Origin of the sequence: Moritella sp. 36, assembly GCF_018219415.1 — a bacterium.
Taxonomy (GTDB): domain Bacteria; phylum Pseudomonadota; class Gammaproteobacteria; order Enterobacterales; family Moritellaceae; genus Moritella.
In genome coordinates this window covers 3,375,604-3,401,846 of record NZ_CP056120.1, presented here as the reverse complement: position 1 = coordinate 3,401,846, position 26,243 = coordinate 3,375,604, and the positions used below count along the sequence as shown (strand labels likewise).

General features: G+C 39.6%; 26 protein-coding genes and 1 tRNA gene. 20 read left to right on the top strand and 7 right to left on the bottom strand.

Translation table 11 applies throughout. The annotated features are described in order from the left end of the window. Positions 1-5: 5 nt before the first annotated feature. From HWV03_RS15015 to HWV03_RS15005, 3 genes are all read right to left on the bottom strand, one after another. Positions 6-1,604: an AMP-binding protein gene (locus HWV03_RS15015; RefSeq protein ID WP_211676640.1), complete on the bottom strand. Its 1,599-nt coding sequence runs from the start codon at positions 1,602-1,604 to the stop codon at positions 6-8. Positions 1,605-1,925: 321 nt separating this feature from the next. Then, complete coding sequence (locus HWV03_RS15010) at positions 1,926-2,264, bottom strand: universal stress protein UspB (RefSeq protein WP_211676639.1); 339 nt, start codon at positions 2,262-2,264, stop codon at positions 1,926-1,928. 115 nt (positions 2,265-2,379) lie between these two features. Beyond that, positions 2,380-4,473, bottom strand: coding sequence for a neutral/alkaline non-lysosomal ceramidase N-terminal domain-containing protein (locus tag HWV03_RS15005; RefSeq protein WP_211676638.1), 2,094 nt, complete (start codon positions 4,471-4,473; stop codon positions 2,380-2,382). A 396-nt stretch (positions 4,474-4,869) separates the two neighbouring features. On the opposite strand from HWV03_RS15005, the gene emrD reads away from it, so the two are divergent. Next, the gene (gene emrD, locus HWV03_RS15000; RefSeq protein ID WP_211676637.1) at positions 4,870-6,090 is read left to right on the top strand and encodes a multidrug efflux MFS transporter EmrD; all 1,221 of its coding nucleotides are present in this window, start codon (positions 4,870-4,872) and stop codon (positions 6,088-6,090) included. Positions 6,091-6,126: 36 nt separating this feature from the next. Here the strand turns inward: emrD and HWV03_RS14995 are convergent, their stop codons facing one another. Continuing rightward, positions 6,127-6,342: an acetyltransferase gene (locus HWV03_RS14995; RefSeq protein ID WP_211676636.1), complete on the bottom strand. Its 216-nt coding sequence runs from the start codon at positions 6,340-6,342 to the stop codon at positions 6,127-6,129. A 113-nt stretch (positions 6,343-6,455) separates the two neighbouring features. Here HWV03_RS14995 and HWV03_RS14990 point away from each other — a divergent pair, with 113 nt between their 5' ends. The 9 genes from HWV03_RS14990 (at position 6,456) to HWV03_RS14945 (ending at position 12,897) form a co-directional block, all read left to right on the top strand. Continuing rightward, positions 6,456-7,046 carry a DUF938 domain-containing protein gene (locus tag HWV03_RS14990; protein WP_211676635.1) on the top strand — a complete coding sequence of 197 codons (591 nt, stop codon included), beginning with the start codon at positions 6,456-6,458 and terminating at the stop codon, positions 7,044-7,046. Between the two features lie 130 nt (positions 7,047-7,176). After that, positions 7,177-7,782: a DedA family protein gene (locus tag HWV03_RS14985; RefSeq protein ID WP_211676634.1), complete on the top strand. Its 606-nt coding sequence runs from the start codon at positions 7,177-7,179 to the stop codon at positions 7,780-7,782. Between the two features lie 483 nt (positions 7,783-8,265). Continuing rightward, on the top strand, positions 8,266-8,475 hold the full coding sequence (locus HWV03_RS14975; RefSeq protein WP_211680389.1) for a hypothetical protein: 210 nt from the start codon (positions 8,266-8,268) through the stop codon (positions 8,473-8,475). A gap of 11 nt (positions 8,476-8,486) precedes the next feature. Beyond that, a complete protein-coding gene (sodN, locus tag HWV03_RS14970; protein ID WP_211676633.1) occupies positions 8,487-8,990 on the top strand; it encodes a superoxide dismutase, Ni in 504 nt (167 codons plus the stop codon). Between the two features lie 32 nt (positions 8,991-9,022). Continuing rightward, complete coding sequence (locus HWV03_RS14965) at positions 9,023-9,292, top strand: S24/S26 family peptidase (RefSeq protein WP_255546846.1); 270 nt, start codon at positions 9,023-9,025, stop codon at positions 9,290-9,292. A gap of 83 nt (positions 9,293-9,375) precedes the next feature. Then, entirely contained in the window at positions 9,376-10,290 is a 915-nt protein-coding gene (locus tag HWV03_RS14960) for a metal ABC transporter substrate-binding protein (protein ID WP_211676631.1), read from the top strand. Continuing rightward, a complete protein-coding gene (locus HWV03_RS14955; RefSeq protein ID WP_211676630.1) occupies positions 10,290-11,144 on the top strand; it encodes a manganese/iron ABC transporter ATP-binding protein in 855 nt (284 codons plus the stop codon). The genes HWV03_RS14960 and HWV03_RS14955 overlap by 1 nt, the downstream gene beginning before the upstream one ends. Next, a complete protein-coding gene (locus HWV03_RS14950) occupies positions 11,138-11,995 on the top strand; it encodes a metal ABC transporter permease (protein ID WP_211676629.1) in 858 nt (285 codons plus the stop codon). The genes HWV03_RS14955 and HWV03_RS14950 overlap by 7 nt, the downstream gene beginning before the upstream one ends. Beyond that, the gene (locus tag HWV03_RS14945) at positions 11,992-12,897 is read left to right on the top strand and encodes a metal ABC transporter permease (RefSeq protein ID WP_211676628.1); all 906 of its coding nucleotides are present in this window, start codon (positions 11,992-11,994) and stop codon (positions 12,895-12,897) included. The genes HWV03_RS14950 and HWV03_RS14945 overlap by 4 nt, the downstream gene beginning before the upstream one ends. On the opposite strand, the gene HWV03_RS14940 is transcribed toward HWV03_RS14945, so the two are convergent. After that, a complete protein-coding gene (locus tag HWV03_RS14940) occupies positions 12,883-13,686 on the bottom strand; it encodes a class I SAM-dependent methyltransferase (RefSeq protein WP_211676627.1) in 804 nt (267 codons plus the stop codon). The two genes, HWV03_RS14945 and HWV03_RS14940, sit on opposite strands and share 15 nt — an antisense overlap. A 129-nt stretch (positions 13,687-13,815) precedes the next feature. Here HWV03_RS14940 and HWV03_RS14935 point away from each other — a divergent pair, with 129 nt between their 5' ends. The 4 genes from HWV03_RS14935 to HWV03_RS14920 all read left to right on the top strand — a co-directional run bounded on the left by HWV03_RS14935 (position 13,816) and on the right by HWV03_RS14920 (position 18,465). Further along, the gene (locus HWV03_RS14935; RefSeq protein ID WP_211676626.1) at positions 13,816-14,979 is read left to right on the top strand and encodes a glycosyltransferase; all 1,164 of its coding nucleotides are present in this window, start codon (positions 13,816-13,818) and stop codon (positions 14,977-14,979) included. Further along, a complete protein-coding gene (locus HWV03_RS14930) occupies positions 14,976-16,358 on the top strand; it encodes a lipopolysaccharide biosynthesis protein (RefSeq protein WP_211676625.1) in 1,383 nt (460 codons plus the stop codon). Before HWV03_RS14935 ends, HWV03_RS14930 begins: the two co-directional genes overlap by 4 nt. A gap of 90 nt (positions 16,359-16,448) precedes the next feature. Beyond that, positions 16,449-17,939 carry a sigma-54-dependent transcriptional regulator gene (locus tag HWV03_RS14925; RefSeq protein ID WP_211676624.1) on the top strand — a complete coding sequence of 497 codons (1,491 nt, stop codon included), beginning with the start codon at positions 16,449-16,451 and terminating at the stop codon, positions 17,937-17,939. Between the two features lie 97 nt (positions 17,940-18,036). Continuing rightward, positions 18,037-18,465, top strand: coding sequence for a tetratricopeptide repeat protein (locus tag HWV03_RS14920; RefSeq protein WP_211676623.1), 429 nt, complete (start codon positions 18,037-18,039; stop codon positions 18,463-18,465). Positions 18,466-18,675: 210 nt separating this feature from the next. Here HWV03_RS14920 and gltS read toward each other — a convergent pair whose 3' ends face one another. Next, positions 18,676-19,899, bottom strand: a complete 1,224-nt coding sequence (gltS, locus tag HWV03_RS14915) for a sodium/glutamate symporter (protein ID WP_211676622.1) — start codon at positions 19,897-19,899, stop codon at positions 18,676-18,678. Positions 19,900-20,494: 595 nt separating this feature from the next. On the opposite strand from gltS, the gene HWV03_RS14910 reads away from it, so the two are divergent. Beyond that, positions 20,495-22,660: a TonB-dependent hemoglobin/transferrin/lactoferrin family receptor gene (locus HWV03_RS14910; protein WP_211676621.1), complete on the top strand. Its 2,166-nt coding sequence runs from the start codon at positions 20,495-20,497 to the stop codon at positions 22,658-22,660. A gap of 69 nt (positions 22,661-22,729) precedes the next feature. Here the strand turns inward: HWV03_RS14910 and HWV03_RS14905 are convergent, their stop codons facing one another. Beyond that, entirely contained in the window at positions 22,730-23,509 is a 780-nt protein-coding gene (locus HWV03_RS14905; RefSeq protein ID WP_211676620.1) for a hypothetical protein, read from the bottom strand. A 353-nt stretch (positions 23,510-23,862) separates the two neighbouring features. On the opposite strand from HWV03_RS14905, the gene HWV03_RS14900 reads away from it, so the two are divergent. The 5 genes from HWV03_RS14900 (at position 23,863) to HWV03_RS14885 (ending at position 26,241) form a co-directional block, all read left to right on the top strand. Beyond that, positions 23,863-23,938, top strand: a tRNA-His gene (locus tag HWV03_RS14900). 171 nt (positions 23,939-24,109) lie between these two features. Next, positions 24,110-24,244 (top strand): hypothetical protein, encoded by a 135-nt coding sequence (locus HWV03_RS22615; protein ID WP_255547193.1) that lies wholly within the window; start codon positions 24,110-24,112, stop codon positions 24,242-24,244. 189 nt (positions 24,245-24,433) lie between these two features. After that, complete coding sequence (locus HWV03_RS14895) at positions 24,434-25,219, top strand: beta-ketoacyl synthase chain length factor (RefSeq protein WP_211676619.1); 786 nt, start codon at positions 24,434-24,436, stop codon at positions 25,217-25,219. Then, positions 25,212-25,985 (top strand): lysophospholipid acyltransferase family protein, encoded by a 774-nt coding sequence (locus HWV03_RS14890; protein WP_255546845.1) that lies wholly within the window; start codon positions 25,212-25,214, stop codon positions 25,983-25,985. The genes HWV03_RS14895 and HWV03_RS14890 overlap by 8 nt, the downstream gene beginning before the upstream one ends. Continuing rightward, a complete protein-coding gene (locus HWV03_RS14885) occupies positions 25,978-26,241 on the top strand; it encodes a phosphopantetheine-binding protein (protein ID WP_211676618.1) in 264 nt (87 codons plus the stop codon). Before HWV03_RS14890 ends, HWV03_RS14885 begins: the two co-directional genes overlap by 8 nt. The last annotated feature ends 2 nt before the right edge of the window (positions 26,242-26,243 follow it).

Genomic DNA, 26,243 nt, shown 5'->3' with positions numbered 1-26,243 from the left:
GTTATTTATACGGTACGTAATTCACGACGTAAAATCTTACCGACTGCTGTTTTTGGTAATTCATCTATAAATACGATCTGCTTAGGCACTTTGTAGCCGGTTAAGAAATCCTTACAGTGAGAAATAACATCTTCTTCTGCAAGATCTTGGCTTTGTTGTGATCTGACGATAAATGCCTTCACTGCTTCACCTGTCTTTTCTAGTGGTACGCCAATTACAGCCGCTTCTTGGATACCCGCGTGATTAGATAAAATCTCTTCGACTTCATTAGGGTATACATTAAAACCCGACACAATGATCATGTCTTTCTTACGGTCAACGATTTTGTAATACCCATTATCAAGTCGCTCTGCAATATCACCGGTTTTGAAGTAACCATCACTTGTTATTACTTCTGCGGTTGCCTCATCACTGCGCCAGTATCCTTGCATTACCTGTGGACCGCGAACGGCTAATTCACCAGCCTCTCCAGGCGCTACTTCTTTATCATTTTCATCAAGCAGTTTAATTTCAGTTCCTGGTACGGCAGATCCAATCGAACCAATCAAAGTTTGCCCTGGTAGGTTAAAAGTAACTACCGGTGCTGTTTCTGATAATCCATAGCCTTCACAGATATCGCATCCTGTTACTTCTTTCCATAGCTTAGCGGTTGAGCTTGTTAATGCTGTACCACCAGAAGTCGTAATTCTTAATTGACTGAAGTCGAGACCTCTAAATTCAGGAAGAGAACATAAGCCTACAAATAAAGTATTAAGACCAGAAATAGCAGTGAATTTGATGGTCTTAATTGAATTAATAAAACCAACCATGTCACGTGGATTTGGAATCAATACTGAGTGAGCGCCAGTGCTGAAGTACAGTAGTAGGGTGATATTAAATGCGTAAATATGATAAAGCGGGAGTGGTGATACAAGAATTTCTTCACCTTCGGTAATCAAGCAGGTTAAACGACCCTTCGTTTGAAATGTATTACTTAATACATTGCTGTGACTTAGCATTGCGCCTTTTGATAAACCAGTCGTGCCGCCTGTGTATTGTAAAACGGCTAAATCATCAAGATTACAAGTCACAGGTTGATAAGCGCAGTTTTCACCAAGAGCAATCGCGTCGAGTAATGAAATAGTATCTAGCTGCTCTGAGCCTTGTTCTTGTGGCGCAAGTAAATCGGCTGCATGCGTTGTGATCACTGTTCTGATGTTGGTATCAGGCAGGACTTTTTCTGCTACAGGGAGTAGATCTGATAGGATCACTAATGCAGAGGCTTCTGAGTTATTAAACTGGTGTAACATTTCTCTTGGTGTGTAAAGTGGGTTGGTATTGACTAATACTAATCCTGCACGTGTAGCACCATAGGCTGCAATTGGAAATTGAGTGATACTGGGTAGCTGAATTGCAATTTTATCACCGGGCTTTAGATCTGTATGATTTTGTAAATAAGATGCAAAAGCGGCAGAAAGTCGGTCAATTTCTTTAAAGGTAAGCGTTTTTCCTAAGCAAGTATACGCTGGTTTATCAGCAAACTTTTCACATGTTTGTTGTATCAAATCTGCAATACAATTGATTCCGTTCAATTCGATTTTTTCTACAGCGGCATTCGATAACATATAATTCTTCCTATCTATCAAGTTGTGTTGTGAATATAAGGTGGTACCTAGTTTTAAAGTTTGTTGCTAAATACCCGTTACAAACGGGTTATTCAACCTGAATTTATTTGAATAATAAATTTAAACAGTCGTATGATTTATTATATTACAGTTGAATTTGTGGATTGCCGCGATCAATACGACGTTTCTATAAATAGATTAGCTAATCGGTTTAGTTTATATGCGAAATGTTGTTCGAGGATACTTTACAGGGGAAGCTCGAATTAACTGCAATCATTAATGATATTGCAGTTAATTTGGATAATACTTTCACTTGGGTACTTATAAATCGAGGTACATTAACACTGGGATGAGAAGAATATTAAAAACGAGGAGGTAAGTTGCCAAAGTAAATATCTTCTTAACCTTATTACAACGATAGATAAAGTATTCATCAAAATGATGTAGATGTTCATCACGGCGAATATAATGGAACAGTTGCATCTGTTTGTTGTAATTACCTTCGGTACTGAAAAATACACGCCCATTAACACGTTGGTATAGCAGCGGATCAATATCTTTCATGCGATATAGCAAGCAACGTAATGATGACACTGCCCGTGCTACATTAATGAGAGTAATAATAGAGAAGGCGATAAAGATTAGATCACTATTATTCATACTATCTCCTCAGTGACGGCTTTCATTGTACCTAACTGATAATCTATCTTACCTTAATGAGTTTAATATAAATTTTGGTTTTCGGTAGGCATAATCCAGAAAAGCCGTGTTAATTTTACTTAATTGTATTGGTTACGCTGAATAATTTTGAATAGAGCTCTGGTTGTGATTGTCGCGCTGCAATTGTAAAACGGTAATTTCCTATTATCGGATTATACCAACGTGCTTGGTAGATCCCCATATTATGTCTGCTGCTTGCTAGATAGCGGACTTCAATATCATAGCCTTCATCAGAAATAGGCATGTGTCCTTTTTTGACATCCTCCCATTTACCCTGTTGGTTTTCTTCTATTTTAACGAGTGGGAGATGAAACGAAATTTCAGCAGGATTTACATCTACCCATTCAAATTTGATGTAGTTCTCTTGTTCGTTATCTGAGGGAGAAGGTCCATGATGAGGGCTTATCATTTTTAGAGTCGGCTGCGCGTGTACCGTCCGTTGTCCAGCGCTTTTTTCTTGAGCAGATAATTGGGGTTTAATGGCAACGTTATAACGCCATATCGGTAAGGTCTCATTGATGGTGTTGTTTTGCATATCCTGAGCAAGGACGCTTAATTGGGCGCTGAGATAAGCGGTTGTATATTTACCATATAACGTATGTCCGCCTTCATAGTATTGTTGAAAATACTCTTCCTGTGTTGTGCTATAACCAAAATAACCATTTGCATTGCTGGTTACCCAGATATGCTTAATGGGCTGCTCTTCACGGCTAAAAGCGTTTACCACATGGCGGGTTATTCGTCGTCCAGCTTCTGCGGTGACTTCAAATGGTAAGGGAATGATGGCCGCGTCGTTAATTCTGATTAGCTGGAATAAAACGGTATTCGGAAAACTCTTGATCGGCGCTAATAATTGTTGTGGGTATTTATAACCGAGATAGGCTTTATTACCTTGACAACCATCATTAAAAAACCAACTTCGAGTGACCGCGCTACCGCCGCGGAAGAATGGATTTAAGCCAAGGTAAGGAGTTCGACGTTCATAAGCCCCTCCGGCAACGGGCGCACCGACTGCAGGCGCTTTACAAAGTGTGATATCACCTATTCTGTTATTGTGTTGAATGTTGATTTCTCTTGCAGCAGTGGTGATATTTATGGTGCTAGTAAGTTGAGATGAAAGGGCGTTAAACAAACTAATCGACTCTTTACCAATACCTTTGCCTAAGCGCTTGGCGGCAGGCCAGTTGACATTAAAATGTGTAAATAAATTATCACCAAGATCGGGTAGTGCTGGGGCCATATCTCCTTGGGTACCAGTTGTTAAGGCATGTACTATAGGCCAAGGTGTGAGGTACTGTTCTTGAATATGCCATTGCAGGTCTTTTTGTGCATAAGCAAATAAATCTGCATTATAAACTTCTACCGCAGGGCTTAGTGCCGTTGCATGTACCGAAAAACTCGAAAATGCGGCAAGTGGTTTAAACTGGCCTAAATGATCTTTTACATCAATACGGATCATAGATAATGTTGGATTTACTGCATTAAATTTAGCGTCCGGATCCTTGGGGTCTATCCCACTTATATTGTTGTTATATAAATAAGCGCTTAATGAACGGTTACGATTATAGCCGTATATATCACGCTGACCCGTGGCTATTTTGGCTGTTTTTTGTTGCGAAATGGCTTGTTGAATACCTGTACTAATTTGTTGAGTTAAAAAGTTTAAATATTGCTCGTCTAAACCTGCCTGACTCGACATGTGTTTATTGTAAAAATCATTCTCAAAATGGTTTGCAGGTGCGGAATGTGTATGTGTGGCTGTTATTACAATATCACTTATCTTTAGTCCTAAATTGGCAACCTCTGATGCGACCTTGTGGTGCAGCAGTAATGACGCTGAGGTCAGGTCTGTTTGTACTAATGCTGTCGCATTGCCTTGCCCATCATTAATATAAATCACTCTGGCTTTTAGGCGAGTCCTGAAACCGACACCTTTATTTGCCATGACTGAATAGCCACCCATAGCCATGCCCGGAGGTGGCGTTATATCAACGGATATTGCGCCAGCAGTTGCGATATCTGTCGATACAATAGGGACGGGGTTTGGTGGTATTAAATTAAGTTGTTTTTTCATTGAGCACGCTGACAGATAAAGTGACGCAACCAAGCTAATTAGCGGTGTGATAAACCGTTTTAAAATGAAAATCATATGACTATCCTTAGTCTTGATTATGCAAATAGAGGCAGCCATGCCTTCACTATAGCTTCAAATTATAGAAGGACTTTACGTCACTTGCAATGCAGTAAAGGTGAGGTTGAAGTGATTAAAAAGCATTGAGATATACGAGGTCGATAGGTGTATGTTTATGCATTAGATAAACTAATGTTTTTGTGGGTGAAAAACTACGGTGTTAATACATCTTTTTTACTTGCTCTGTGATGCCTTCAAGATTATTATTCCGCCTGAAATGCAGAGTAAGATATTGTATATATGGATTTAGCCTGTCACCAATCTTTTCATTATCAATCAAGATAGAGTTTAACTCTATAATCTACGGTTTTTAGTTATAAATCCCGATTTTTATTCTTAACTTATTGTGAGGGTATGGTTGTGCGTCAACAATCGTCTTCTGCCAACATGGCAAAATTACTATTTCTAATTATTATTCTGACAGCTGTCGGGCAAATGACACAAACGATGTATGTGCCCTCTATCGCTGCAATGGCAAGCGATTTTGCTGTACAGCCCACGTATTTACAAGCTGTTATGGCAGCTTATTTGATCCCTTATGGGTTATCACAGTTTGTCTATGGGCCATTGTCGGATCGTATCGGTCGACGACCAGTGATTATAGTGGGGATGCTGATATTTTTATTGGGAACGTTAGGCGCGCTGCTCGTATCGTCTTTTGAACTGTTTCTATTGGCAAGCTTTATTCAAGGTGCTGGTACGGGCTGTGCGGGTGCTATGTCGCGGACGGTAACGCGTGATTGTTATGATGGGGCATCATTACACAAAGCAAATAGCTTAGTGAGTATGGGCGTGATTTTTTCACCTTTACTTGCACCTGTGGTTGGTGGTTATCTGTCAATGGCGTTTGATTGGCATGCCAGTTATGTGTTTTTACTGATTTTTGGTGCCTTGGTTACATTAGCTATGTTTGTGATGTTTGATGAAACATTGCCTAAAGAAAATCGTCGTAATGAACGCGTTTGGATAAGTTATAGTTATGTGCTGAGTAATCGCCAATTTCAAGGGTATGTATTTTGCTTGATCGCAACATTTGCGGGGATTGCCGTATTTGAAGCGGCTGCAGGGGTATTACTCGGCAGCGTGTTAAAACTCGATCCAACCACAGTAAGCTGGTTGTTTGTATTGCCACTGCCGGGATACTTATTAGGTGCGTGGTTATCAGCAGCATTAACAGCGCGTATCGGTCAACGCCATCTATTTAATATTGGCATGGCGACACTGATCATTGGGGCCTTGATTATCTTTATACCGGGAATGGCTGGACTTGTTACTGTGGTATCGCTGATCGGTGGTGGGTTTGTGTCGTTTATTGGTGCTGGCATTATATTCCCTGCAGCAACGACCGCGGCAATTCAACCTTTCCCACATCACGCAGGTACAGCGGGGGCTATTTTAGGTGGTATGCAAAATTTAGGCGCAGGTCTTGCGACTCTAGCTGCATCTTTAATGGGCGCAAAGGATCAATTTAACCTTGGTTCTGTGATGTTAGTGACTGCTGTTCTGGTTGTGTTAAGCCTGCTTTGGGTTCGTCGTCGTTTCGCGAATGACGCAGCAATGACACCGAGTTTATAAATGAATGACGTGGGAACAGGGATGTTCCCGTTTGAATTAATGCTCATGTTCTCGATAATGAGGATCGGTCCAGCAGCGTGGTAGTTCTTCGCCAGATAGAAAAATGAGATCTGATTTCTTAAATGATTCAGGGTCTTGTTGCTCTTCACCTACCTGATAACGACCTAATACACTATCGTGGTATAGATTAGTGAGATCATCTTGTCCTATTACTTCTATCATGTCGTTATTGCTTCTATGTTTAAAAAACATAATTGGCTCCACTCATTAGCTGTTTTCTACTAGTCAAGTATAGCTTGCGGTTACCTTTTATTTTTATTATCGTTAAACTGTTCATGGCAATGGACAACTGATGTAGGTGTAATATGACAAAACCTTTCTCACAATCGTGTGAAAATAATAAACAAGCTATTTTGAGTGTTCTCAATAGCGAGTTCATTCAACCCCAGAGGATATTGGAAATTGGTACGGGAAGTGCACAGCATGCCGTGTATTTTGCTGCGAAATTACCGCACCTTACTTGGCAAACAAGTGATCTAGCGTGTAATCATGCTGGGATTAATTGCTGGTTAGACAGCGTGTCGTTGACTAATTTACAACGGCCATTATTGTTAGATCTACACCAGCCTTGGCCGATTGAAAAAGTGGATGGTATTTTTACTGCGAACACTTTACATATTGTTAGCTGGCCTTTAGTTAAAAAATTCTTTCAAGGTGTTGGTGAGCATTTGTCATTAGGTGGCAAACTATGTATTTATGGCCCGTTTAATTACATGGGGAAATTTACCAGTCAAAGTAATGCTGATTTTGATGTGTGGTTAAAGGATCTTGATGCGGAGCGTGGTATTCGCAATATTGAAGCGATTAGCAAGCTTGCAATTGAACAGGGGCTTACATTAATACATGATCATACTATGCCAGCTAATAATCGTTTATTAGTGTTTGTGAGGTCTTAGTTTTTCGCTAACAGATAAACCTCTTTCACACGAGGTGCAGCCGCGACAAGCAGAGCGTGTTTTACTGCTTCGGTCTAGTCGACCACGCAGCACTTTACAATAGGCATTTTTTAACATAAAAGTGAATTATATGGAATACATTCAGCATATTATTAATGAGATGAGCCCACTCTTACAGGAATATGGTTATTTTATTCTAGCGCTGATGGTCGCAATTGAAGGTATGGGGATTCCTGCACCGGGACAATCGTTATTAATCGTTGCCAGCTTAGTAGCATCACAAGGACAAATGTCATTGCCGCTTGTATTGCTCACAGGGTGGGGAGCAAGTCTGTTTGGTAATACTTGCGGTTATATGATTGGTCACAAATTTAGTCACATTATCAGCAGTAAAAGTTGGATAAAGGAACAAAGGTTACAGAAAATTAATACCTTTATAGAAAAGTATGGTCTGCTTGGCTTGGTATTAAGTCGCTTTATTGAAGGTGTGAAGCAATTTATGTGTTTAGGTTGTGGGATTGCTAAAATGCCATTCAAATTTTTTATGTTAGGTAACGTTTTAGCGGTCAGTATCTGGATTGTCTGTTTTGGAGTATTACCCGCTTATTTTTATCACGATCTTGGTGCTATTATCCATTTTTATCACCTTCATCAGCAACAAAGCTGGGCAATAGTAGGTAGTATTTTATTATGCTTAGCACTATTCATTACGTGGAAAAATAGTACTAAGAAATAACACCTTAATTTGTTCAGTTACTCATCATCTTCGGTTAGCGTGGTGTGATTTATTAACGTCTTTCACAAGATGTGCAGCCGCGACAGGCTGAGCGTGTTTTACTGCTTCGGTCTAGTCGACCACGTTGCACTTTACAATAGGCATTTTTTAAGCAACGTCGATAATCAAACCAATATCAAAAAGGCGTAATAGCGCCGAGATACTTGTTAATTGTTTTAATGTGTCTTCAATGCTGGTGGCGGGTGCTGTTGGCATGGCTATATGTATCTTAACTGGTAGTGATGACGGTGGATTGTGATATTAGACATTTTCTCATCTTGCTTGGTGAGCGTAAATGTAAATCAGGGGTTTGATTGAAGTAGACCAAAATAAGCATTCTATCCGAGTATTAAGTATTATCTAAAAAGTGCTTTACTTAATAATGATTATCAAATATAAATAAGAACTATTATCATTTGTAAATCATAATTAAACAGGATGTTTATGACTCAATCTCTTACCCCCCAAAAAATACTGACCGCGTTAACCCTTACTTTAGCGAGCCCGATGGTTTTGGCACACGCAGGACATGATCACAGCGATCCACTGTCAGGGTTAATTCATTTACTTTGGATCGCGCCAGTTGTATTGGCTGCTGGATATGCAGTATTTGCTATTCGTCGTGCTAATCGCATTAAATCAACCGAAAAATAAGGGAAAACCGTATGTTATTTAAATTAGTATCGGCAATGGATAAGAAATTGTCATTTAGTCAGGTATCTGCGCATTGTGATATTCCATGCAAGATCTATGATCCTATCTCGGCGCAGTTAGCTGTACTCACAATGATACGTATGGTTGATTTATTGGATGAGTTTGGCTGTAAAGATTCTTTCAGCTTAAATGATCAAGCGCAATTTGGACGTTTAATTACCGAGAAAGAAGTGCATGGTTTAAAAGTGAAAGAAGAAATTCGAGTTATTTGGGGCGATTATATTAAACAGCCGCAATTAGAGCAGTACCCAGAACTACACGAGTTGACTCATAGTATTATGCTCGCAGCATCTAAAGCTAAGCAGAATATTGATAAAGACGCGACACTGGATTTATTAGCAAAAGTTAATCGATTTGCCGAAATATTTTGGGCTACAAAAGGTGTAGACACATTTACCGCCACATCACCGTACCCACCTGCGCAACAACTTGTTTATCCTAAACTCGATTGCTAGGTTTTCATATTAGCCGAGTTCGGGGGACGAGTATGTCACCTTGTATTCCCGAAGGAAGTTATGTCTTGGTTAACTGCTGGCATTCTCTGCTATCGGTAAAACCAGGACGAATTATTAAGGTTCGCCATACCCGTTATGGCGATATTATAAAAACCCTTGATCATATTGATGAACAAGGGTTTTTATGGTTACGTGGTGAGCATAAAAGCAGTATATCTACGTTTGAAATGGGACCGATAAACCAACATCAAGTGATTGGGGTTATTTGGTTTATCGCTAAATCCCCACCAATAAACATTTAAATGATAATAAGTCTCATTTGTATTGAGAAAGTGTTTATTCCTTGTTAGTATTATCGGTATTGGATTAATAACAAGGAATTAACATGCTTCGTCAGTTTGGTTTTACTACATCATCACTACTCTTCTTATCACTTTTTTTATCCATGTCAGTGTGGGCTAGTTCTTCTTCAAAAGAGGAACATAAATTTAAAGTTGTCACTACGTTCACTGTGATTGCCGATATGGCCAGAAATGTTGCTGGTGACGCTGCTATTGTCACATCCATCACCAAGCCGGATGCAGAGATCCATAATTACCAAACGACACCGGGTGATATTCGTCGTGCGCAAGGCGCTGATTTAATTATCTATAACGGCCTTAATCTAGAGCTATGGTTTGATAAGTTTTTCCATAATTTGCGTGATGTACCTAGCGTTGTGGTCACAAAGGGCATAGTACCGATGGGCATAGCGAAAGGACCTTATTCTGGAAAACCTAACCCTCACGCTTGGATGTCTGCGCCTAATGCATTGGTTTATGTTGAAAATATCCGTCAAGCACTGGTTAAATATGACAGTGTGAATGCTGCTATTTATAACCAAAATGCCAAGCGTTACAGCGCACAGATTCTCGATGCAGTTAAGCCATTTAAACAGAAAATTGCAGCAGTACCGAAAGACAAACGTTGGTTAGTTAGTAGCGAAGGGGCATTTAGCTATTTAACGCGTGATTATGATTTGAAAGAGCTTTATCTTTGGCCCATTAACGCCGATGCACAGGGCACTCCACAGCAAGTACGCAAAGTCATCGATGAGATCAAAGCCAACAATATTATCGCAATATTTAGTGAAAGTACGGTGTCGGCTCGGCCTGCACAGCAAGTCGCGCGTGAAACCGGCAGTCACTATGCTGGTGTGTTATATGTGGATTCATTAAGCGCGATTGATGGACCTGTACCAACCTATATTGACTTGCTTAAAGTCACGCTAAGTACAATAGCAGAAGGACTAAATCAATAATGATGGGATTAGAAGTTAATGATATCAGCGTGACTTATCGCAACGGTCATACCGCATTATTCAATGCCAGCTTTAGTTTACCTAAGGGTTCTATTACAGCGTTAGTAGGAATAAATGGCAGCGGTAAGTCTACCTTATTTAAGGCGATAATGGGGTTTGTTACTTTGGCTAAGGGCTCTGTAAATATTTTGGGCTTACCGGTTAAAAAGGCGTTAAAAAATAATTATGTTGCTTACGTACCACAGAGTGAGGAAATTGACTGGAACTTTCCTATTTTAGTCAAAGACGTCGTGATGATGGGTCGTTATGGACATATGAATATGCTGCGTATCGCGAAGCAAAATGATCACGATAAGGTTAATATGGCGCTTGATCGTGTCAACATGGGGGAATTTAAACACCGTCAAATTGGTGAGTTATCTGGTGGTCAAAAAAAACGGGTGTTTTTAGCACGTGCATTAGCCCAAGAAAGCCAAGTTATTTTACTTGATGAACCTTTTACGGGGGTTGATGTAAAAACGGAAGAACAAATTATGGCGTTATTACGTGAGTTACGTGAGGAAGGAAAAGTTATTTTAGTGTCCACACATAATCTTGGAACAGTGCCAGAATTTTGCGACAGAACCGTGCTCATTAATCGTACCATATTAGGTGCAGGTTTAACGCGTAACATATTTACCCAAGAGAACCTACAAAAAACGTTTGGTGGTGTATTACGTCATTTCATTCTAGCGAGTGATGAACTTCATGAGGATGATGATGCGAGGCAGGTGACGGTACTTTCTGACCATGAGCGTCCGGTTGTACTTTATGGCGAAGGTGAACAAACGTCTGTTGTGAGGGAGCGATGCTAGAGATATTGTATGTGCCATTTAGTTATGACTATATGGTCAATGCTATTTTTATTAGCTCGCTGGTGGGCGGCGTTTGTGCTTTTCTGTCTGCATATCTTATGTTGAAAGGCTGGTCATTAATTGGTGACGCGTTATCACATGCGATTGTTCCCGGTGTGGCAGCCGCATATATGCTGGGTTTACCGTTTGCTTTAGGGGCTTTTTTCTCGGGTGGTTTAGCGGCAACCACTATGTTGTTTTTAAACCAACGCACAAAGTTAAAAGAAGACGCAATCATAGGTTTAATTTTTACCTCATTTTTTGGCTTGGGTCTGTTTATGGTATCGCTGGCCCCGACATCGGTGAATATCCAAACAATAGTGTTGGGTAATATTCTGGCGATTACCCCCGCTGATACAGTGCAGTTACTCTTAATCGCGGGCATTTCACTGTTTGTATTAATATTAAAATGGAGAGATCTAATGGTGGTTTTCTTTGATGAAAACCATGCTCGTAGCATTGGTTTAAATCCAAATGCGTTAAAGATCCTCTTTTTTACCTTACTCAGTGCATGCACCGTAGCTGCACTGCAAACCGTTGGTGCATTTTTAGTTATTGCGATGGTAGTGACACCCGGTGCGACAGCTTATTTATTAAGTGACCGGTTTTCACGTGTGATTATATTAAGTGTTGTCATCGGATCCGTCAGTTCATTTGTTGGCGCTTACTTAAGTTATTTCATTGATGGTGCAACGGGGGGGATTATTGTGGTCCTTCAAGCGATAGTATTTATTCTGGCGTTTGTATTTGCTCCCAAGCATGGCTACCTAGCCGCTAGATATAAAGCCAGACAAACGATAAGGACGCTATGATGGTTACATTACTTGATACATTATCTGAGACAATATTAAACGCAGTATTAGAGCCTTTTTCATTTACTTTTATGCAGCAAGCATTCGTTATTGTGTTGTTAGTTGCGATTCCGACTGCTTTGTTGTCGTGCTTCTTAGTGCTAAAAGGTTGGTCCTTAATGGGCGATGCAATATCCCATTCGGTATTGCCAGGCGTGGTTGTCGCTTATGTGCTCGCTATTCCTTATATTGTTGGTGCGTTTGTTGCGGGAATGTTTTGCGCATTAGCGACCGGGTTTATTAAAGACAATAGTCGGTTGAAAGAAGATACCGTCATGGGCGTCGTGTTTTCGAGTATGTTTGGTCTGGGCTTGGTATTGATGACCAAAATAGAATCGGGTGTGCATTTAGATCATATTCTGTTTGGTGACGTCCTTGGGGTTACATGGCACGATATTTTAGAGGTGGGGGTTATTGCCTTTCTCGTTGTGGCGTTTATGTTGATTAAAGGTAAGGATCTATTAGTATTTGTATTTGATCATCAACATGCTAAAGCCATTGGTTTATCGACAACTGTATTACATTATGGTTTGTTATCGCTATTATCATTAACTATAGTTTGTGCGCTAAAAGCGGTGGGTATGATCTTGGTTATAGCAATGCTAATTGCCCCCGGTGCAATTGCATTTTTACTGACGAATAAATTTCAAAGTATGCTGTTTGTTGCCTTGCTGATTTCGTTACTGACGTCATTTTTAGGGGTGTATTTAAGCTTTTACCTCGACAGTGCACCTGCACCGACGATAATCATGCTATTGAGTATTACGTTTGTTTTGGTGTTTATTTATAGCAGCTACCAGGCGAAAGTAACTGCATCAAAATATTTACACAGTAATGTAGCGGGAGAGCTAAGCTGTTTGTAAGTCAGCAAGCCATTGCTGTTCAAAGTCTTTCATCCGTAAGTGCTTACGTGAGCTTTCATGGGCTTGTTTGTGCTGGTCTGATGTAAATGGACCTGCTTGACAGTAATGACAGCAATCGTCACCTAATATTGGCGGTTGCGTGAGTTGGGAACTGAGCGCTTGTGTAAGCTGGTTCCCTGCTCGTTGACTCCATACGTAAGTAATCCCTTTGGTATCTTTAACATGTTTATCACGATCGACATTACGTACACGGTATCCAGGGAAATTCACAATGTCGAAATTCATTTCACCCAAGTAATTAATATCGGTATTGAGTATCAGCGAGTGTTGAATATTCCATTCAGAATAGGGTTTTACGTCTTTACTGGTGATATAACACAACTGTGGGCCTGTGGGATCTAACAATTGTTCGCTTGCATTAATCAAAAACTGACGTAAAAGCCGACGATTAAGCGTATTGATCCCAATACCCGCGCATTTTTCATTGAATTCTGTTTTAGACGTGAACCCTGGTACTAATGGAAATTGAAAAATAACCAAGTCAAAGCTATGTTTAGCCACTGTAGACCAAGTCTCTGGGTTGGTTATATCGAACTCAGTTAAAACTTGGCAATGGCAGTTTAATAGTTGTTGATGAAAATCATCACCGTACTTAGATTGTAAGGTGTTGAGAGAATCATAAATCGTTGCTGTTAAGTGTTGCGGAGCATGGTGTCTAAATAAAGCATTGGAGAATGACAGATCACCATCACCAACTGTTAATATGCGCCATTGTGGATCAATATACATGGTCAGAAACACTCACTAATACTATAAAACAGAATATTATACGGTAGACCAGTCTAAAATTCACTTCCACAATGCCAATATCATTATTATTTCTATACTTAGGTTAACTTTTTTGCTTAAGGTATCGCAATGAAGCATATCGCGATTGTTGTTCCAGAATTTCCTATTGCCTCAGAAACGTTTGTTGTTACTGAGATACAGGCCTTAGCAAAGGCGGGGCACAGGGTCACGGTATTTTGTTTTATTAAGCGAGAGTTAGCCATTACATTACCTCAAAACGTCAGTGTGATTGATGTAAACAGTGCGTCAAATAGGGATGTCTCAAAATTTGTAGCCAAAAGGCCATTCGCAATGGTCAAGGCATTGATGTGTGCTCAAAATCAGCATGCAATTTCAACCAAGTCATTATTGCTGTATGGGGCAAAACTGGCTTATCTTGCCAGTAAGTCTTGCTGTGATCATTTTCATTGCCATTTTATGCATTGCAGTTTGGCTTATACCTTGGTTGCAGCCCGCTGGCTTGATATTGCTACGTCGAGTGTTGGTCATGGTCATGATGTATATGTGAATAATGATGATATTCAGTTCAAGTTATCTGCTTGTGATTTTAATATTGCGGTATGCCAAAGTATGGTTGATACATTTGAGAGGCTAGGGGCTAAGCATACCCATCTTTTGCACAGTGGAGTTGATCTCTCTCAATTTATTGCTCACCCTGCACCTGTCCATAAAAAACTCGAGCTCCTTTTTGTCGGTCGGTTAGTCGAAAAAAAAGGCGTTGTATACGCTCTACAGGCGCTTGCTTTAATTGCTGAAAACCAACGTCCTCATTTAGATATTGTAGGTCAAGGGCCATCACAAAAACAATTATATGACTTGGTTAAAAAACTAAAGTTGAAGGCATTTGTACGCTTACTTGGTTACCGTTCTCCACATTGGATAGGACGGGAAGGCGCTAATTATGATGGCTTTGTTGCGCCGTTTTGTACTTCGGAAGACGGGGACCGCAATACGGAACCTATGGTCTTAAAGGAGGCTATGGCGATGGGGTTACCTGTGATCACGAGCGATGTGATGGGCTGTAGTGAAATCGTGACCAAAGATACCGGTTATATTGTTGCGCCGAAGGACACTATCGCGCTAAAACTCGCGATTGAAAGCTTTATGCAATGCCAAAATAATGTCAGGGAACAGATGAGAGTATTAGCAAGGCAGCGCGTTGAACAATGCTTTAACGCGCAAGTACAAGCTCGTCGTTTATCTCATTTAATTGAAGGAACCAGAATTAAATGAATAGTCTGAGAGAGATGTTTATTTATGGTTTTGGTATCTTTCTACTTAAAGGGTTGGGTTTCATTATGATGCCCATTGTCACCCGGATATTAACGCAAGTTGAATACGGAGAGCTTAATTTTTTAGTCAGTATTGCGTCGATGATAAGTTTGTTCCTGACGCTAGGGCTTGGTGATGTATTATTTCGTTTTGCGAGTAGCCAAGTGCAAGAAGATAATGCGGCGGTAATGCGCCAATGCTTTCGATTATCACTCTTGTGTGCGGTTATATTTCTTGGTCTTGCTTTACCTTTAAGTGGTGTGATCATGACGTGGCTACCTGTTAGCTTACGTTTATTTGATCTGCAACTATTACTCATTAGCCTATCTTTATCTTCATTACTCACTGTGCCGTACTGCTATTTTAGAATGACACATCGCGCTCTGCCCTTTATGTTCTTTTCGATTGTGCAAGGCGGGCTACAAACCACGCTGTCGATAGTGTTACTTTTATCTGGTTATGGTGTCACGGGGATGATGTTATCGAGTGCGATTAGTAGTTCGGCAGTCGCAGTTGGGGTGTTGATCTATTTCCGTCGCCACTTACAAGGTCAGCGTGCTTCTTTTTCAATTCAGCATTATCGTTATATTGCATTTATTGTTTGCTCGGGTATTTTTGTGTACGGCCTTAATGGGGCTGAGAATTGGCTGGTGGTTATTCATCTAGGTAAGCAACAGTTAGCTATATTTTTCGCCGCAGGACAGTTTGGACTGATGATATCAGTCGCGTTTGAACCCTTTCGTATGTGGTGGTATGCGCGGCGTTTTCAGGTTCATGATATAGACCCAAAACAAGGCGCTAAATATGCAATGTTAGGTGTACAAATTGGCATGTTGTTAGCCGGAAGTATGTTATTCATGGCGCCGATTTTGATGGATGTAATGCTCCCAGACAGTTACCGAGATAGCGTTAGTTTGATCCCTTGGATGTGTTTGATTATGGCGTTACGTTTTCATTCTGAGTTGTTGAATATCGGCTGTTTTTTAAAGAGAAATGCGCAATGGACATCGATTATTGATGGCGTGTGTGCATTACATTTGGTGCTCATTGGTTACTGGACTATTGGTGAATTTGGGGTTACTGGTTTATTGCTGACAATGGTATTCACTGTATTCATTCGCGGTGTGCTGTTTTATGTGATAAGTCAGCGATTGGTTTACTTATCTTATTCTAAATCACACTTATTTATTTCGTGGCTAGTTTTTATTATTTTATTGCTTGTGCACATTAGCAAAGTTGATGGTTATCGTGTGATTGAATTTATTCTTCTCGCGATAAATACATTATTATTAGTATATTTTCATCGGGATTTATGGCGTGATTTAGAATTGACGGCATAGCGAAGATATATATCACTAATTTTGAATTCGTGACTAAAGTTAGAATATTAAGGTATGTGCCATAGCGTTGGCATGACAAGGAGTCCTTGTATGGAGTTTACTGCGTTATTAGTTGAAGACAGTGCTTCTGTAGGTGCTATTTACAGTACTTACTTGCGTACTGAAGGAGCCAAGGTTACTCATGTTCAATCAGGGCGAGATGCACTTGCCGAGCTTACTCGATGGCAACCTGATTTACTGATTTTAGATATCCAATTACCTGATATGTCAGGTATGGATATTTTGATAACTGTGCAGCAACGACACCCTGATATCAGCATTATTATGATTACGGCTTATGGCTCGATTGATATTGCGGTCGATGCAATGCGCGCTGGCGCATTTGATTTTTTGGTTAAACCTTTTGATGCGAAGCGTCTTTCAATTACAGTACGTAATGCGATTAAGCAGCGGAATTTAATTAATTTGGTTGCCAATTACGAAAGTAGTTTACCTAAAAATAATTTTCAAGGTTTCATTGGGGAATCACTCGCAATGCAGGCGGTATATAAAACGATTGATTGTGTCGCGAGCAGCAAAGCGTCTGTCTTTATCGTCGGCGAAAGTGGGACAGGTAAAGAAGTTTGTGCGCAAGCTGTTCATGATTGTGGTATACGAAAAACGAAACCTTTTGTTGCACTTAATTGTGCTGCGATACCTAAAGAATTGATTGAAAGCGAAATTTTTGGTCATATGAAAGGTGCGTTTACAGGTGCAACATCTAATCGTGATGGTGCAGCAACTCGCGCCCACGGTGGGACGCTTTTTCTTGATGAAATATGCGAAATGGACCTTGATTTACAGAGTAAGTTATTACGCTTTATTCAAACCGGCGTATTTCAACGTGTTGGTGGGTCACAAGAAGAGCATGTTGATGTGCGTTTTATTAGCGCAACCAATAGACAGCCTTGGAATGAGGTGTCGGCAGGTAGATTCCGTGAAGACCTTTTTTATCGTTTACATGTGATCCCCATTGAGTTACCCCCTTTACGTATGCGTAATAATGATTGTCTTATAATTGCTCAGCAATTACTGAATGACTACAGTATTGAAGAGGGCAAAAAATTTAAAGGTTTTGATAGTAAAGCAATCGAAATAATTACGAATTATTCTTGGCCGGGCAATGTGCGCATGTTGCAAAATGTGATTAGACAGATAGTTGTTTTAAATAATTCGGGTCTAGTAACAAGTGCAATGTTACCAATTGAAATGCTTCAAGAAAATATAGTAGATGAAGAGAAAAGAAATCCACATTTATTAGCGTTTGATGACTGTCTAAATTTATTACCTTCACGCAAGAATTTACCGACTCTGATTTCTCATGACAGTGATAATTTTAAGCCTGAGAATGTAAGACTGATTACAGAGGTAGAGGACGATATAATCCCATTGTGGCAAAGTGAAAAACAGATTATTGAAAATGCGATAGCACATTGTAATGGTAATGTGCCAAAAGCCGCAGCCTTGCTTGATATAAGTGCATCAACGATTTATCGGAAACGTCAGAGTTGGGCACAGTTATCATCAATTAATGCGAATTGATTAATGATCGAATTATATTTCGGTTTTGCACTAATTTAGCTTTACATGATAACGTTTATCAAATATAAATGATAATCATTATTATTAAGGTGGTGTTATGCAAACTTGGAAAGTGTTGATGGAAAATGGGGACAGTTGTTTTGATTCAAAATCTTGGCAAGATGCTGAGTTTTGTTACCAACATGCAGTCGAACAGATAAAGCAACAGTGGGAAAATGACCCTGAAAATGAAGAGCTGCTAATGGCTTGGATATCTGTTCAGCATAATTTAGCTGCAGTATATGAAGAACAAGGCCAACATTATACCGCACTACGCTATTTAGCCATGCCGCATCAGTGGATGATGTCATTATTACGTGGCGAGTTTGTATCAGACTCTTTTAAGGCATTAGCGAAACAAGGGGTCAAAGTTACTTTGATGCCGTTATTGGATTTTAGTCGTCGTCACCCTATCTGTGAATCTTGCTTTGATGCTTTACAAATATCACCCGAATGGCTTGCAGATCTTCACCCAACTATGCATTAGCCTTAATTACATTAAATAATCATTATCTGTTTATAGAATAGGGGGAGTGATGAGTTTATTATGGACTGTACCTGTGATTCTGACGGTACTTTATATTATGATATGTGTTCGGCGTGCGAATCGAGTTAAGCCAAAACTGAAGTAACTTGGCTATATGAATATTTTTAGGATTATCAGGCCTGAGATTCACAGACCTGATACATCGGAAGTTTATCCAATAAAGCTGATATAACCTTGTAGGATAATCAAGTTAACAATATCAATGAAGAATGCGCCAACAATAGGCACGACCATAAATGCTTGTGGCGAAGGGCCGTAGCGTGAAACGAGCGATCCCATGTTCATTACAGCTGTGGGGGTTGCGCCAAGACCAAAACCACAATGTCCGCCAGCAATAATCGCTGCATCGTAGTTTGAACCCATTATTTTAAAGGTGACAAAATACGAGAATATAGCCAGTACAACTGCTTGCACAGCTAAGATAATAAGCAGTGGTAATGCTAAATCAAAAATATTCCACAATTTAAGATTCATCAAAGCCATTGCTAAGAACAGCGATAGGGCAACGGTACCAAGGATATCAATGGCTTCACTGTTTACCTTATAAGTTTTGGTTACTTCTGTTGTGTTGGTGATTATCACGCCTAAAAATAATGCATAAACAAAGTCAGGAATTCTTAACCAAGAGATATTAAGCAGTGATACGGCTTGTTCGACATAGCCTGCACCAACAACACAAGTTAACAGAATAAATAGCGTTTCAATGACACTTTTACCTGTAATACGATCTTCTTCTAATTCATTGTAAGTGACGAGTTCAGGAAACTGTTCGTGGTGATTAGTACCTATACCATACTCGGACTCTAAATTATGTTTGGTTATGAGTCGCTGTGCAACAGGACCACCGATAATACCACCAATCACTAAACCAAAAGTCGCGGCTGCCATTGCTAATTCAAGGGTATTCATCCCGTACAAATCATAAAATGTTTGAGACCAAGCTGCCCCAGTGCCATGGCCACCTGACAAGGTGATTGAGCCCGCAATTAAACCTAGGATGGGATCAAGACCAAGCATCGTTGCTAAGCTCACACCAATACCATTTTGAATAATAATATAGAGTGATGCTACGGCTAAGAAAAGGAACACTTTCGATCCGCCTTTCAGTAGCTGAGTATAACTGGCGGCTAAACCGACAGTACTAAAGAACATGAGCATCAATGTACTTTGTAGCGGTAGTGAGAATTCAAGCGTGATATTTTGAAAATGTAAAATGGTAATGATTATTGCCACGAGCAATCCACCGACAATCGGTTCGGGGATATTGAAGCGTTGCAGTGCTGGGACTTTTTTATTAATGGTATGCCCTAAAAACAGCACTAAAAATGCAATTAAAAAAGATTCGAGTTCACCAATTGAATAAATAGTATTCATATTACCTCTTGGTTATTTATCAGTCTGATATGTTTTACTTAATTTGAAATGAATGTAAGTAAACAGATCATAGCGCTGATTTTATGATTGAAGTTGAAATTTAATACCGAGTAAATAGTGTGGTGGGATGAATCCTAACCATTGATATTCACAGCCTCATGATTGATGACCGGATTGTTTACTCTGAGCGTTAAACACTTATTAAATATATAAAAAAATATATTAAATACCTAGGTGCCATACCTAAGTACATAAACAAACTTTTACCGTTCTAAACGGCGAAATTTGTAGTGTAGCTATCTATTATGGATAGGTTAATTAAAAAATAGCGCCTGAATATAGCATATTTTCATTTTTATTCATTATTTATAGTTTAATGTTGATTCCTGAGCAACATAAATGACTAATAGTGCTTAAAAAACTGCACAAAACTTACGCGTAACATTAATTACAATAAAATACTTTATCCTAAACCCTAAATGTGGGATTAAGTAAGTAAATTAATGTAAGTGTTAATGTAAATGGTAGTAATTCTCATTCGCCTTTGGTATGTTGTTGCCACTCAAACATGAATGACAACCGTAGGAAATCCTAGATGTCTTGGAATAAGAAGTATTTAACCACGTCTATTTTATTAGCATTATCAATGCCAGCAGTGGCTGATATTAACAGCAAAGGTAATATGGTTGATGCAACAACAGTTGTATCTGCGACAAAAACGGAGCAATTACTAACTGATGTTGCTGCTTCGGTTAGTGTTATTTCTGCTGATGATATCGAAGAAAACCTAGTGAAAGATGTCGGTGAACTATTTGACTATACACCGGGGGTAACAGTAAAAAGTGACCCGCGTTATGGTATTCAAAGTGTGAATATTCGAGGCATGGAAGGTAACCGAGTTAAGATTGTTGTTGATGGTGTTTCACAGTCAAATCGTTTTGATTCTGGTCAGTCTTTTATTCAATCTGGCCGATTAGATATTGACCCTGACATGATTAAATCTGTAGAAGTGGTTAAAGGTGCAGCATCAAGCTTATACGGTAGTGATGCGATTGCAGGAATTGTGGCGTTTGAAACCAAAGATCCGAGTGATTTCCTTGACGCTGGTGATAATAGCGGCGGTCATGTTAAATTAGGTTACAGTTCTGTAAATAAGGGCTTCTACCAATCTGTTGCATTAGCTAACCGAACCGGTGAACTAGAATCGTTAGTGGCTTATACCCACAGAGCTGGTGAAGAAGAGAAAAACTTTGGTAAACCGGATCCGCAAGAAACAGATAACAATAACTTGTTAGTTAAACTGCAATATCAGTTAAACCAAAATCACCGCATCGAATTTACGGGTGAGCAAGTCGTTTCAGATACGGATACTGATTTAGCTTTAACGTCGTCATGGAACAAAAGTTATGATGCCGCAGACCAGAGTAAGCGACAACGCTTAGGTGCTAAATATATCTTCACTGCTAATAATTCGGTGTTTGATTCTATGGCATTACAGTTTGATTGGCAGAAAACTAAGCAAGTCTCAAAAACACGCCGTAGCACGACTAAAATAACTGGACGTCAGCCTGATATTAGTCAGTTAAAAGATTATTTTTATGCCGAGGATGGCTACGAATTAAGTGCTCAGTTTGATAAGTCTTTTGTACTTGCAGGAACTCAGCATGACTTAACTTATGGTTTGTCTTATGCAACCCGTGATATTGAAAATACGAATATTACGCATTCTGTAAAAGCAGATAATAGTACGGGTACGAAAGCTTATTATTATATGCCTAAGGCTGAAGATACTAAGTGGGGGGCATATTTACAAGATCAGATTGGATTATTTGATGGTGCATTAGTATTAACGCCAAGTGTACGTTTTGATAGTTTCAATACGAAGCCTGATAATACTGATCCAACTACCAAGTATAAAGATGTTGTGGGTTATGAACCTATTTCTTATAAAGATTATTCCGATTCTGCTGTAACCGGAAAACTTGGGGCATTATACAATCTAACAGATGATATGAAGATATTTTCACAGGTCAGCCAAGGTTTCAGAGCTCCGGATTTTCAAGAACTGTATTATTCATGGAGCAATACTGCTCATCGCTATAAAAGCAAACCAAATGAAAATCTAGAAGCTGAAACTAGTATTGCTTATGAAACGGGTCTGCGCGGGAACTTTAACGCAGGTAATTATGAATTTACCTTGTTCTATAGCGATTATAATAACTTTATTGATACGGTTGAATATACAGAGAATCAAATTCAAATCACTACTTATAAAAATCGAGATAAAGCTACAATTAAAGGCGCTGAACTTGTAACTAATCTATTGCTAGATAGCTTAGTTGGCGCATTTGATGGTACTACACTACGTCTAGCAGCTACTTATGCCAACGGTAAAGATCAAGACGGAAAAGCGTTAAATAGTGTCGCGCCTTGGAACATGGTCGTTGGCCTTAACTATGATAGCCCAAGCGAAAACTGGGGTACATCACTGAAAACTGTTTATACAGCAAAGAAAGGCGCTAGCGACATTAATTCAACTGATACTGGCAATCAAGATCAAATTGAAAATTCAAGTTCAACTGTGGTTGATTTAACTGCTTATTACAAGCCAATGGAAGATTTAACATTACGAGCTGGTGTTTATAACTTAACTGATGAACAGTACTGGTCATGGAATGATGTTCGTGGTTTAACAGCCCAAGATAACGACTTATCTCAAGCTGAACGTAATTACGGTGTGACTGTTAAGTATGAGTTCTAATTAATCTGGCTTAATTGGTTTTTTAATCCGCAGTTCTTTGTTGAACTGCGGATTTTCAGTTTCTGGAGGTCACCCGAATTTCTTCTTGTGCGCTTGTAATGTATTTTCTACCTTTTTTAACGCGGATGCTATTTTATCGGCGACAGAAGGCGATGAATGTTCATTTCCTAATAAAGAGGAAGAATGCGCAGCGCATAAGTTTTCAGCATCACCCCATTGCTTAATCAATAGCGTCCCCCAATTATGGAAGTCTGTTGCTGCACCAGCTCTTTTTTCGAGAGTCTGTGGTAATGTCATGTGAAATGAGACTTCTGGCTTTTTAAGCACACCAATGATACTCGGAAACTTTAAGTACATTAAAGTATCGTCCGCGTGAATGGTTTTAGACGCTTTGTGATACGCAAGTACAGATGAAAAGTGTAGGTTTTCATTACTTGAAATAAAATCTACGCCAGCCGGTACTGAAAACTCAAAGTCATCAGCAAACAAGGCTGCAAACTCGCTTGATTCTGTGAGTTGTGATTGCCAAGGTAGTTCGGACAATTTTTCATGATGGCGCTGTGTGCCATACAGCTTGGCATTAGGATAGAGTTCATGCACCTTTTTCACATGTATGGTGTGGAAAGGGTGTAAGTTAATGATGGCTTCTAGATCTGCCCCATTGTTTGTTAGCGCATCGACTTGATTCTTTAGCTTCCCGCGTAGCGTATAGGCATCTAATAGCACAAACTTCCCATTCGCACAGCGAACTATCGAGGCATGAGTGCCAATGTTTAGTATACCGCCAATTTTAAAGTCGCCTCGAATGTTCCAGAAGTTATTCGAAATATTTATAATGTGTTCACTCATGATCTTTGTTACCTCAATATCAGTTTCGCTTTCACGGTAAGGTCATTATTTATGATGTTCGTTATGCCACAGGAAATTAGACGTATATATCTAATTGAGCATATTTAAGTTAATTAGCTACAACAAGGCAAAAATAACTATTTTTAAGACAGCATGATGGCGTTGAACATTTGGTTGGTGTGCTTATTTACTACAAATTCCATTGGTTTGCTTAAATTTAAATCGAAGGGCGTGCAAAGTGTTCATGCGAAACAAGCAGGCTTGCATGTTTAATCTAACTACTGCATAATCTCTCCATCGAAACAACAGACGGTCTGGCTAATTATTTAGCGGGGTTAAGTCGAAAGTTAATGGCGGTTGTAGCTCAGTTGGTAGAGCCCCGGATTGTGATTCCGGTTGTCGAGGGTTCAAATCCCTTCAGTCGCCCCATATTAAAAAGCCTGCTTATATAAGCAGGCTTTTTTGGTTTTTAGCACTGTGAAATATCAATAACTCTCCTTCATTAATTCTTCTTCGGCCACCAAGTTCCAATCGTCATTTATCATTATTCGTCTCTTAATCAGAACATGGCATTCGCACCCGTTGCATTTCAGGTTGCGCTTGATCCAAGAGGCGGGTATGTATGTTGATCAGGATACCGATGATTTAGGCCTTGGGCATACACTGCTTGCTTGTAAGAAGAAATCATCGAATAAAACTAAAATCGACTTTGTCAGTGAACGTCAGCGAAAGTAAATAAAAGCCAGTGATGTAATTGTATATATTTCAACTTGATAGCGGTTATACCCTTACGGCGTAGAATGAATGCTCGATTATAACTTGTTGATATATAGTTATTCACATTTTTGGCTGTTGATTTATTATTGACGATTAATTACTATGGCGGCATAAATATTGTCGCTATTTTAGCTTTAGGAGAAACCATTGAAGTTATATATAGAAAGCATCAGTTCTTGGTCAGCTGCTGATGCTGGGAAAACGAAAAATATTGATGAAATAAATGAAAAGTCATTAGCTTGGCCAAAATTGGATTTTGTGCCAGCAATGCAGCGTCGTCGTTTAAGCCCTTTTGCTAAGATTGCACTCTATACTGCTGAAAATGCGCTATCAGAACAGTCTGTATCGTCAGAAGTCTCCAATCAAGTTGATATTGTATTTTCGAGCCGTCATGGTGATTTACATAAAACGGCTGAGTTACTGACTGAATTAACAGCAGACCAAGATATATCACCGACGGCATTTAGTACCTCTGTGCACAACGCTGTGCCGGGTTTATACAGTATTTTGAAACAAAATAAACAAGCGATTAATGCAATCTCTGCGGGTAAGGATAGTTTCTTTTATGCTTTTGTTGATGCTTACGCGCGACTAAAGTCCGGTCGTGCTAATAAGCTACTTATGGTGCATGTCGATCGTGAATTACCTGAGTTGTATTCACAATTTAAAGATGAGCTGCAAATAGCTCACGCGATATCTATGGTGATTACTTTAATCCCTACTGCAACCGCATTGGCCGCTATCGATGTCAGTTTTTCTGCACTCGCAACACCTGAGATTGGCAATGAGCAAGCGCCGCCAGAATTGAATTTACCTGCTGGCTTGTGTTTTATAGATTGGCTTAATCAAACAAGCATAGATTCTCCACTGAAATTTACATCAGAACGCCATATTTGGACTTGTGATTTAGTTTCTGGTTCGTCACGTGTATAAAAAGTTAAATTACCTTTGGCGCTTATTGGCCACTGCGATATGTTTTAGTTTATTTGGCGTTGGCGGCCTAATACTGACATTGTTCGTGTTCCCAGTTCAAAAACTGTGTATCACTGGTGAACAAGCACAAAAACGCACTGCACGTAAAACCGTACATTATAGCTTTCGCTTTTTTATTGCCACCATGGCGTTTACGCGAATCTTCGATTTTGATCTGCGTAATAGAGCTGAACTGGCTCAACTACAAGGGCAATTGATCCTTGCTAATCATCCGTCATTGATTGATGTGGTCGTGTTGCTTTCTATTATTCCCAATGCCGACTGTGTGGTTAAAGCACATTTATTTAGTAATCCCTTTATTCGCGGGGTGATAAAAAATGCAGGCTATATTAGTAATGCTGACCCTGAAGCCTTGCTGGATGCATGTAAATCATCATTAGAACAGGGTAACAACCTGATCATTTTTCCAGAAGGTACACGCACAGTACCGGGGAAAGAATTGGTGTTTCAACGTGGCGCAGCCAATATTGCTTTACGTTGTCAGGTGCCAATAACATCCGTATTAATTAATGTAACGCCAAGTACATTAACTAAAGCAGAATCTTGGTATCAAATTCCAAGCGAAAAAGCGAAATTTATGTTGCAGTTGACACGTGATGTACCAACGCTTTCAGTTGCAGCTGCTACACCAATGAGCAAGCAAGTTCGCCAGTATTGTCGTGAACTTGAATGTTATTTTAAACAGGAACTACGAAGCCATGATTGATTTAAAAACAGAGCTAAAGCAGCTTATTATTACTGAACTAGATTTAGAAGATATTGAAGTTGAAGACATTAATGATGCGGATGCATTGTTTGTTGAAGGCTTAGGGCTAGACAGTATTGATGCGCTTGAATTAGGCCTGATTCTAAAGAAACATTACGACATCAAAATCGATGCAAACTCGGAAGAGATTAAACACCATTTTTCATCTATTGATGCACTAAGTGCATTTATAACTCAGACTCGTGCCACGGCTTAATT

Excerpts from the sequence above, each read along its gene's own strand:
- HWV03_RS14925 (WP_211676624.1), top strand. The coding sequence starts at position 16,449 with ATGGAGTTTACTGCGTTATTAGTTGAAGACAGTGCTTCTGTAGGTGCT.
- gltS (WP_211676622.1), bottom strand. The coding sequence starts at position 19,899 with ATGAATACTATTTATTCAATTGGTGAACTCGAATCTTTTTTAATTGCA.
- HWV03_RS14910 (WP_211676621.1), top strand. The coding sequence starts at position 20,495 with ATGTCTTGGAATAAGAAGTATTTAACCACGTCTATTTTATTAGCATTA.
- HWV03_RS14955 (WP_211676630.1), top strand. The coding sequence starts at position 10,290 with ATGATGGGATTAGAAGTTAATGATATCAGCGTGACTTATCGCAACGGT.
- HWV03_RS14950 (WP_211676629.1), top strand. The coding sequence starts at position 11,138 with ATGCTAGAGATATTGTATGTGCCATTTAGTTATGACTATATGGTCAAT.
- HWV03_RS14940 (WP_211676627.1), bottom strand. The coding sequence starts at position 13,686 with ATGTATATTGATCCACAATGGCGCATATTAACAGTTGGTGATGGTGAT.
- HWV03_RS15010 (WP_211676639.1), bottom strand. The coding sequence starts at position 2,264 with ATGAATAATAGTGATCTAATCTTTATCGCCTTCTCTATTATTACTCTC.
- HWV03_RS14945 (WP_211676628.1), top strand. The coding sequence starts at position 11,992 with ATGATGGTTACATTACTTGATACATTATCTGAGACAATATTAAACGCA.
- HWV03_RS14965 (WP_255546846.1), top strand. The coding sequence starts at position 9,023 with ATGTCACCTTGTATTCCCGAAGGAAGTTATGTCTTGGTTAACTGCTGG.
- HWV03_RS14960 (WP_211676631.1), top strand. The coding sequence starts at position 9,376 with ATGCTTCGTCAGTTTGGTTTTACTACATCATCACTACTCTTCTTATCA.
- HWV03_RS14995 (WP_211676636.1), bottom strand. The coding sequence starts at position 6,342 with ATGTTTTTTAAACATAGAAGCAATAACGACATGATAGAAGTAATAGGA.
- HWV03_RS14985 (WP_211676634.1), top strand. The coding sequence starts at position 7,177 with ATGGAATACATTCAGCATATTATTAATGAGATGAGCCCACTCTTACAG.
- HWV03_RS14920 (WP_211676623.1), top strand. The coding sequence starts at position 18,037 with ATGCAAACTTGGAAAGTGTTGATGGAAAATGGGGACAGTTGTTTTGAT.
- HWV03_RS14905 (WP_211676620.1), bottom strand. The coding sequence starts at position 23,509 with ATGAGTGAACACATTATAAATATTTCGAATAACTTCTGGAACATTCGA.
- HWV03_RS15015 (WP_211676640.1), bottom strand. The coding sequence starts at position 1,604 with ATGTTATCGAATGCCGCTGTAGAAAAAATCGAATTGAACGGAATCAAT.
- HWV03_RS14935 (WP_211676626.1), top strand. The coding sequence starts at position 13,816 with ATGAAGCATATCGCGATTGTTGTTCCAGAATTTCCTATTGCCTCAGAA.
- HWV03_RS15005 (WP_211676638.1), bottom strand. The coding sequence starts at position 4,473 with ATGATTTTCATTTTAAAACGGTTTATCACACCGCTAATTAGCTTGGTT.
- HWV03_RS14930 (WP_211676625.1), top strand. The coding sequence starts at position 14,976 with ATGAATAGTCTGAGAGAGATGTTTATTTATGGTTTTGGTATCTTTCTA.
- sodN (WP_211676633.1), top strand. The coding sequence starts at position 8,487 with ATGTTATTTAAATTAGTATCGGCAATGGATAAGAAATTGTCATTTAGT.
- emrD (WP_211676637.1), top strand. The coding sequence starts at position 4,870 with ATGGTTGTGCGTCAACAATCGTCTTCTGCCAACATGGCAAAATTACTA.
- HWV03_RS14975 (WP_211680389.1), top strand. The coding sequence starts at position 8,266 with ATGACTCAATCTCTTACCCCCCAAAAAATACTGACCGCGTTAACCCTT.
- HWV03_RS14990 (WP_211676635.1), top strand. The coding sequence starts at position 6,456 with ATGACAAAACCTTTCTCACAATCGTGTGAAAATAATAAACAAGCTATT.
- HWV03_RS14885 (WP_211676618.1), top strand. The coding sequence starts at position 25,978 with ATGATTGATTTAAAAACAGAGCTAAAGCAGCTTATTATTACTGAACTA.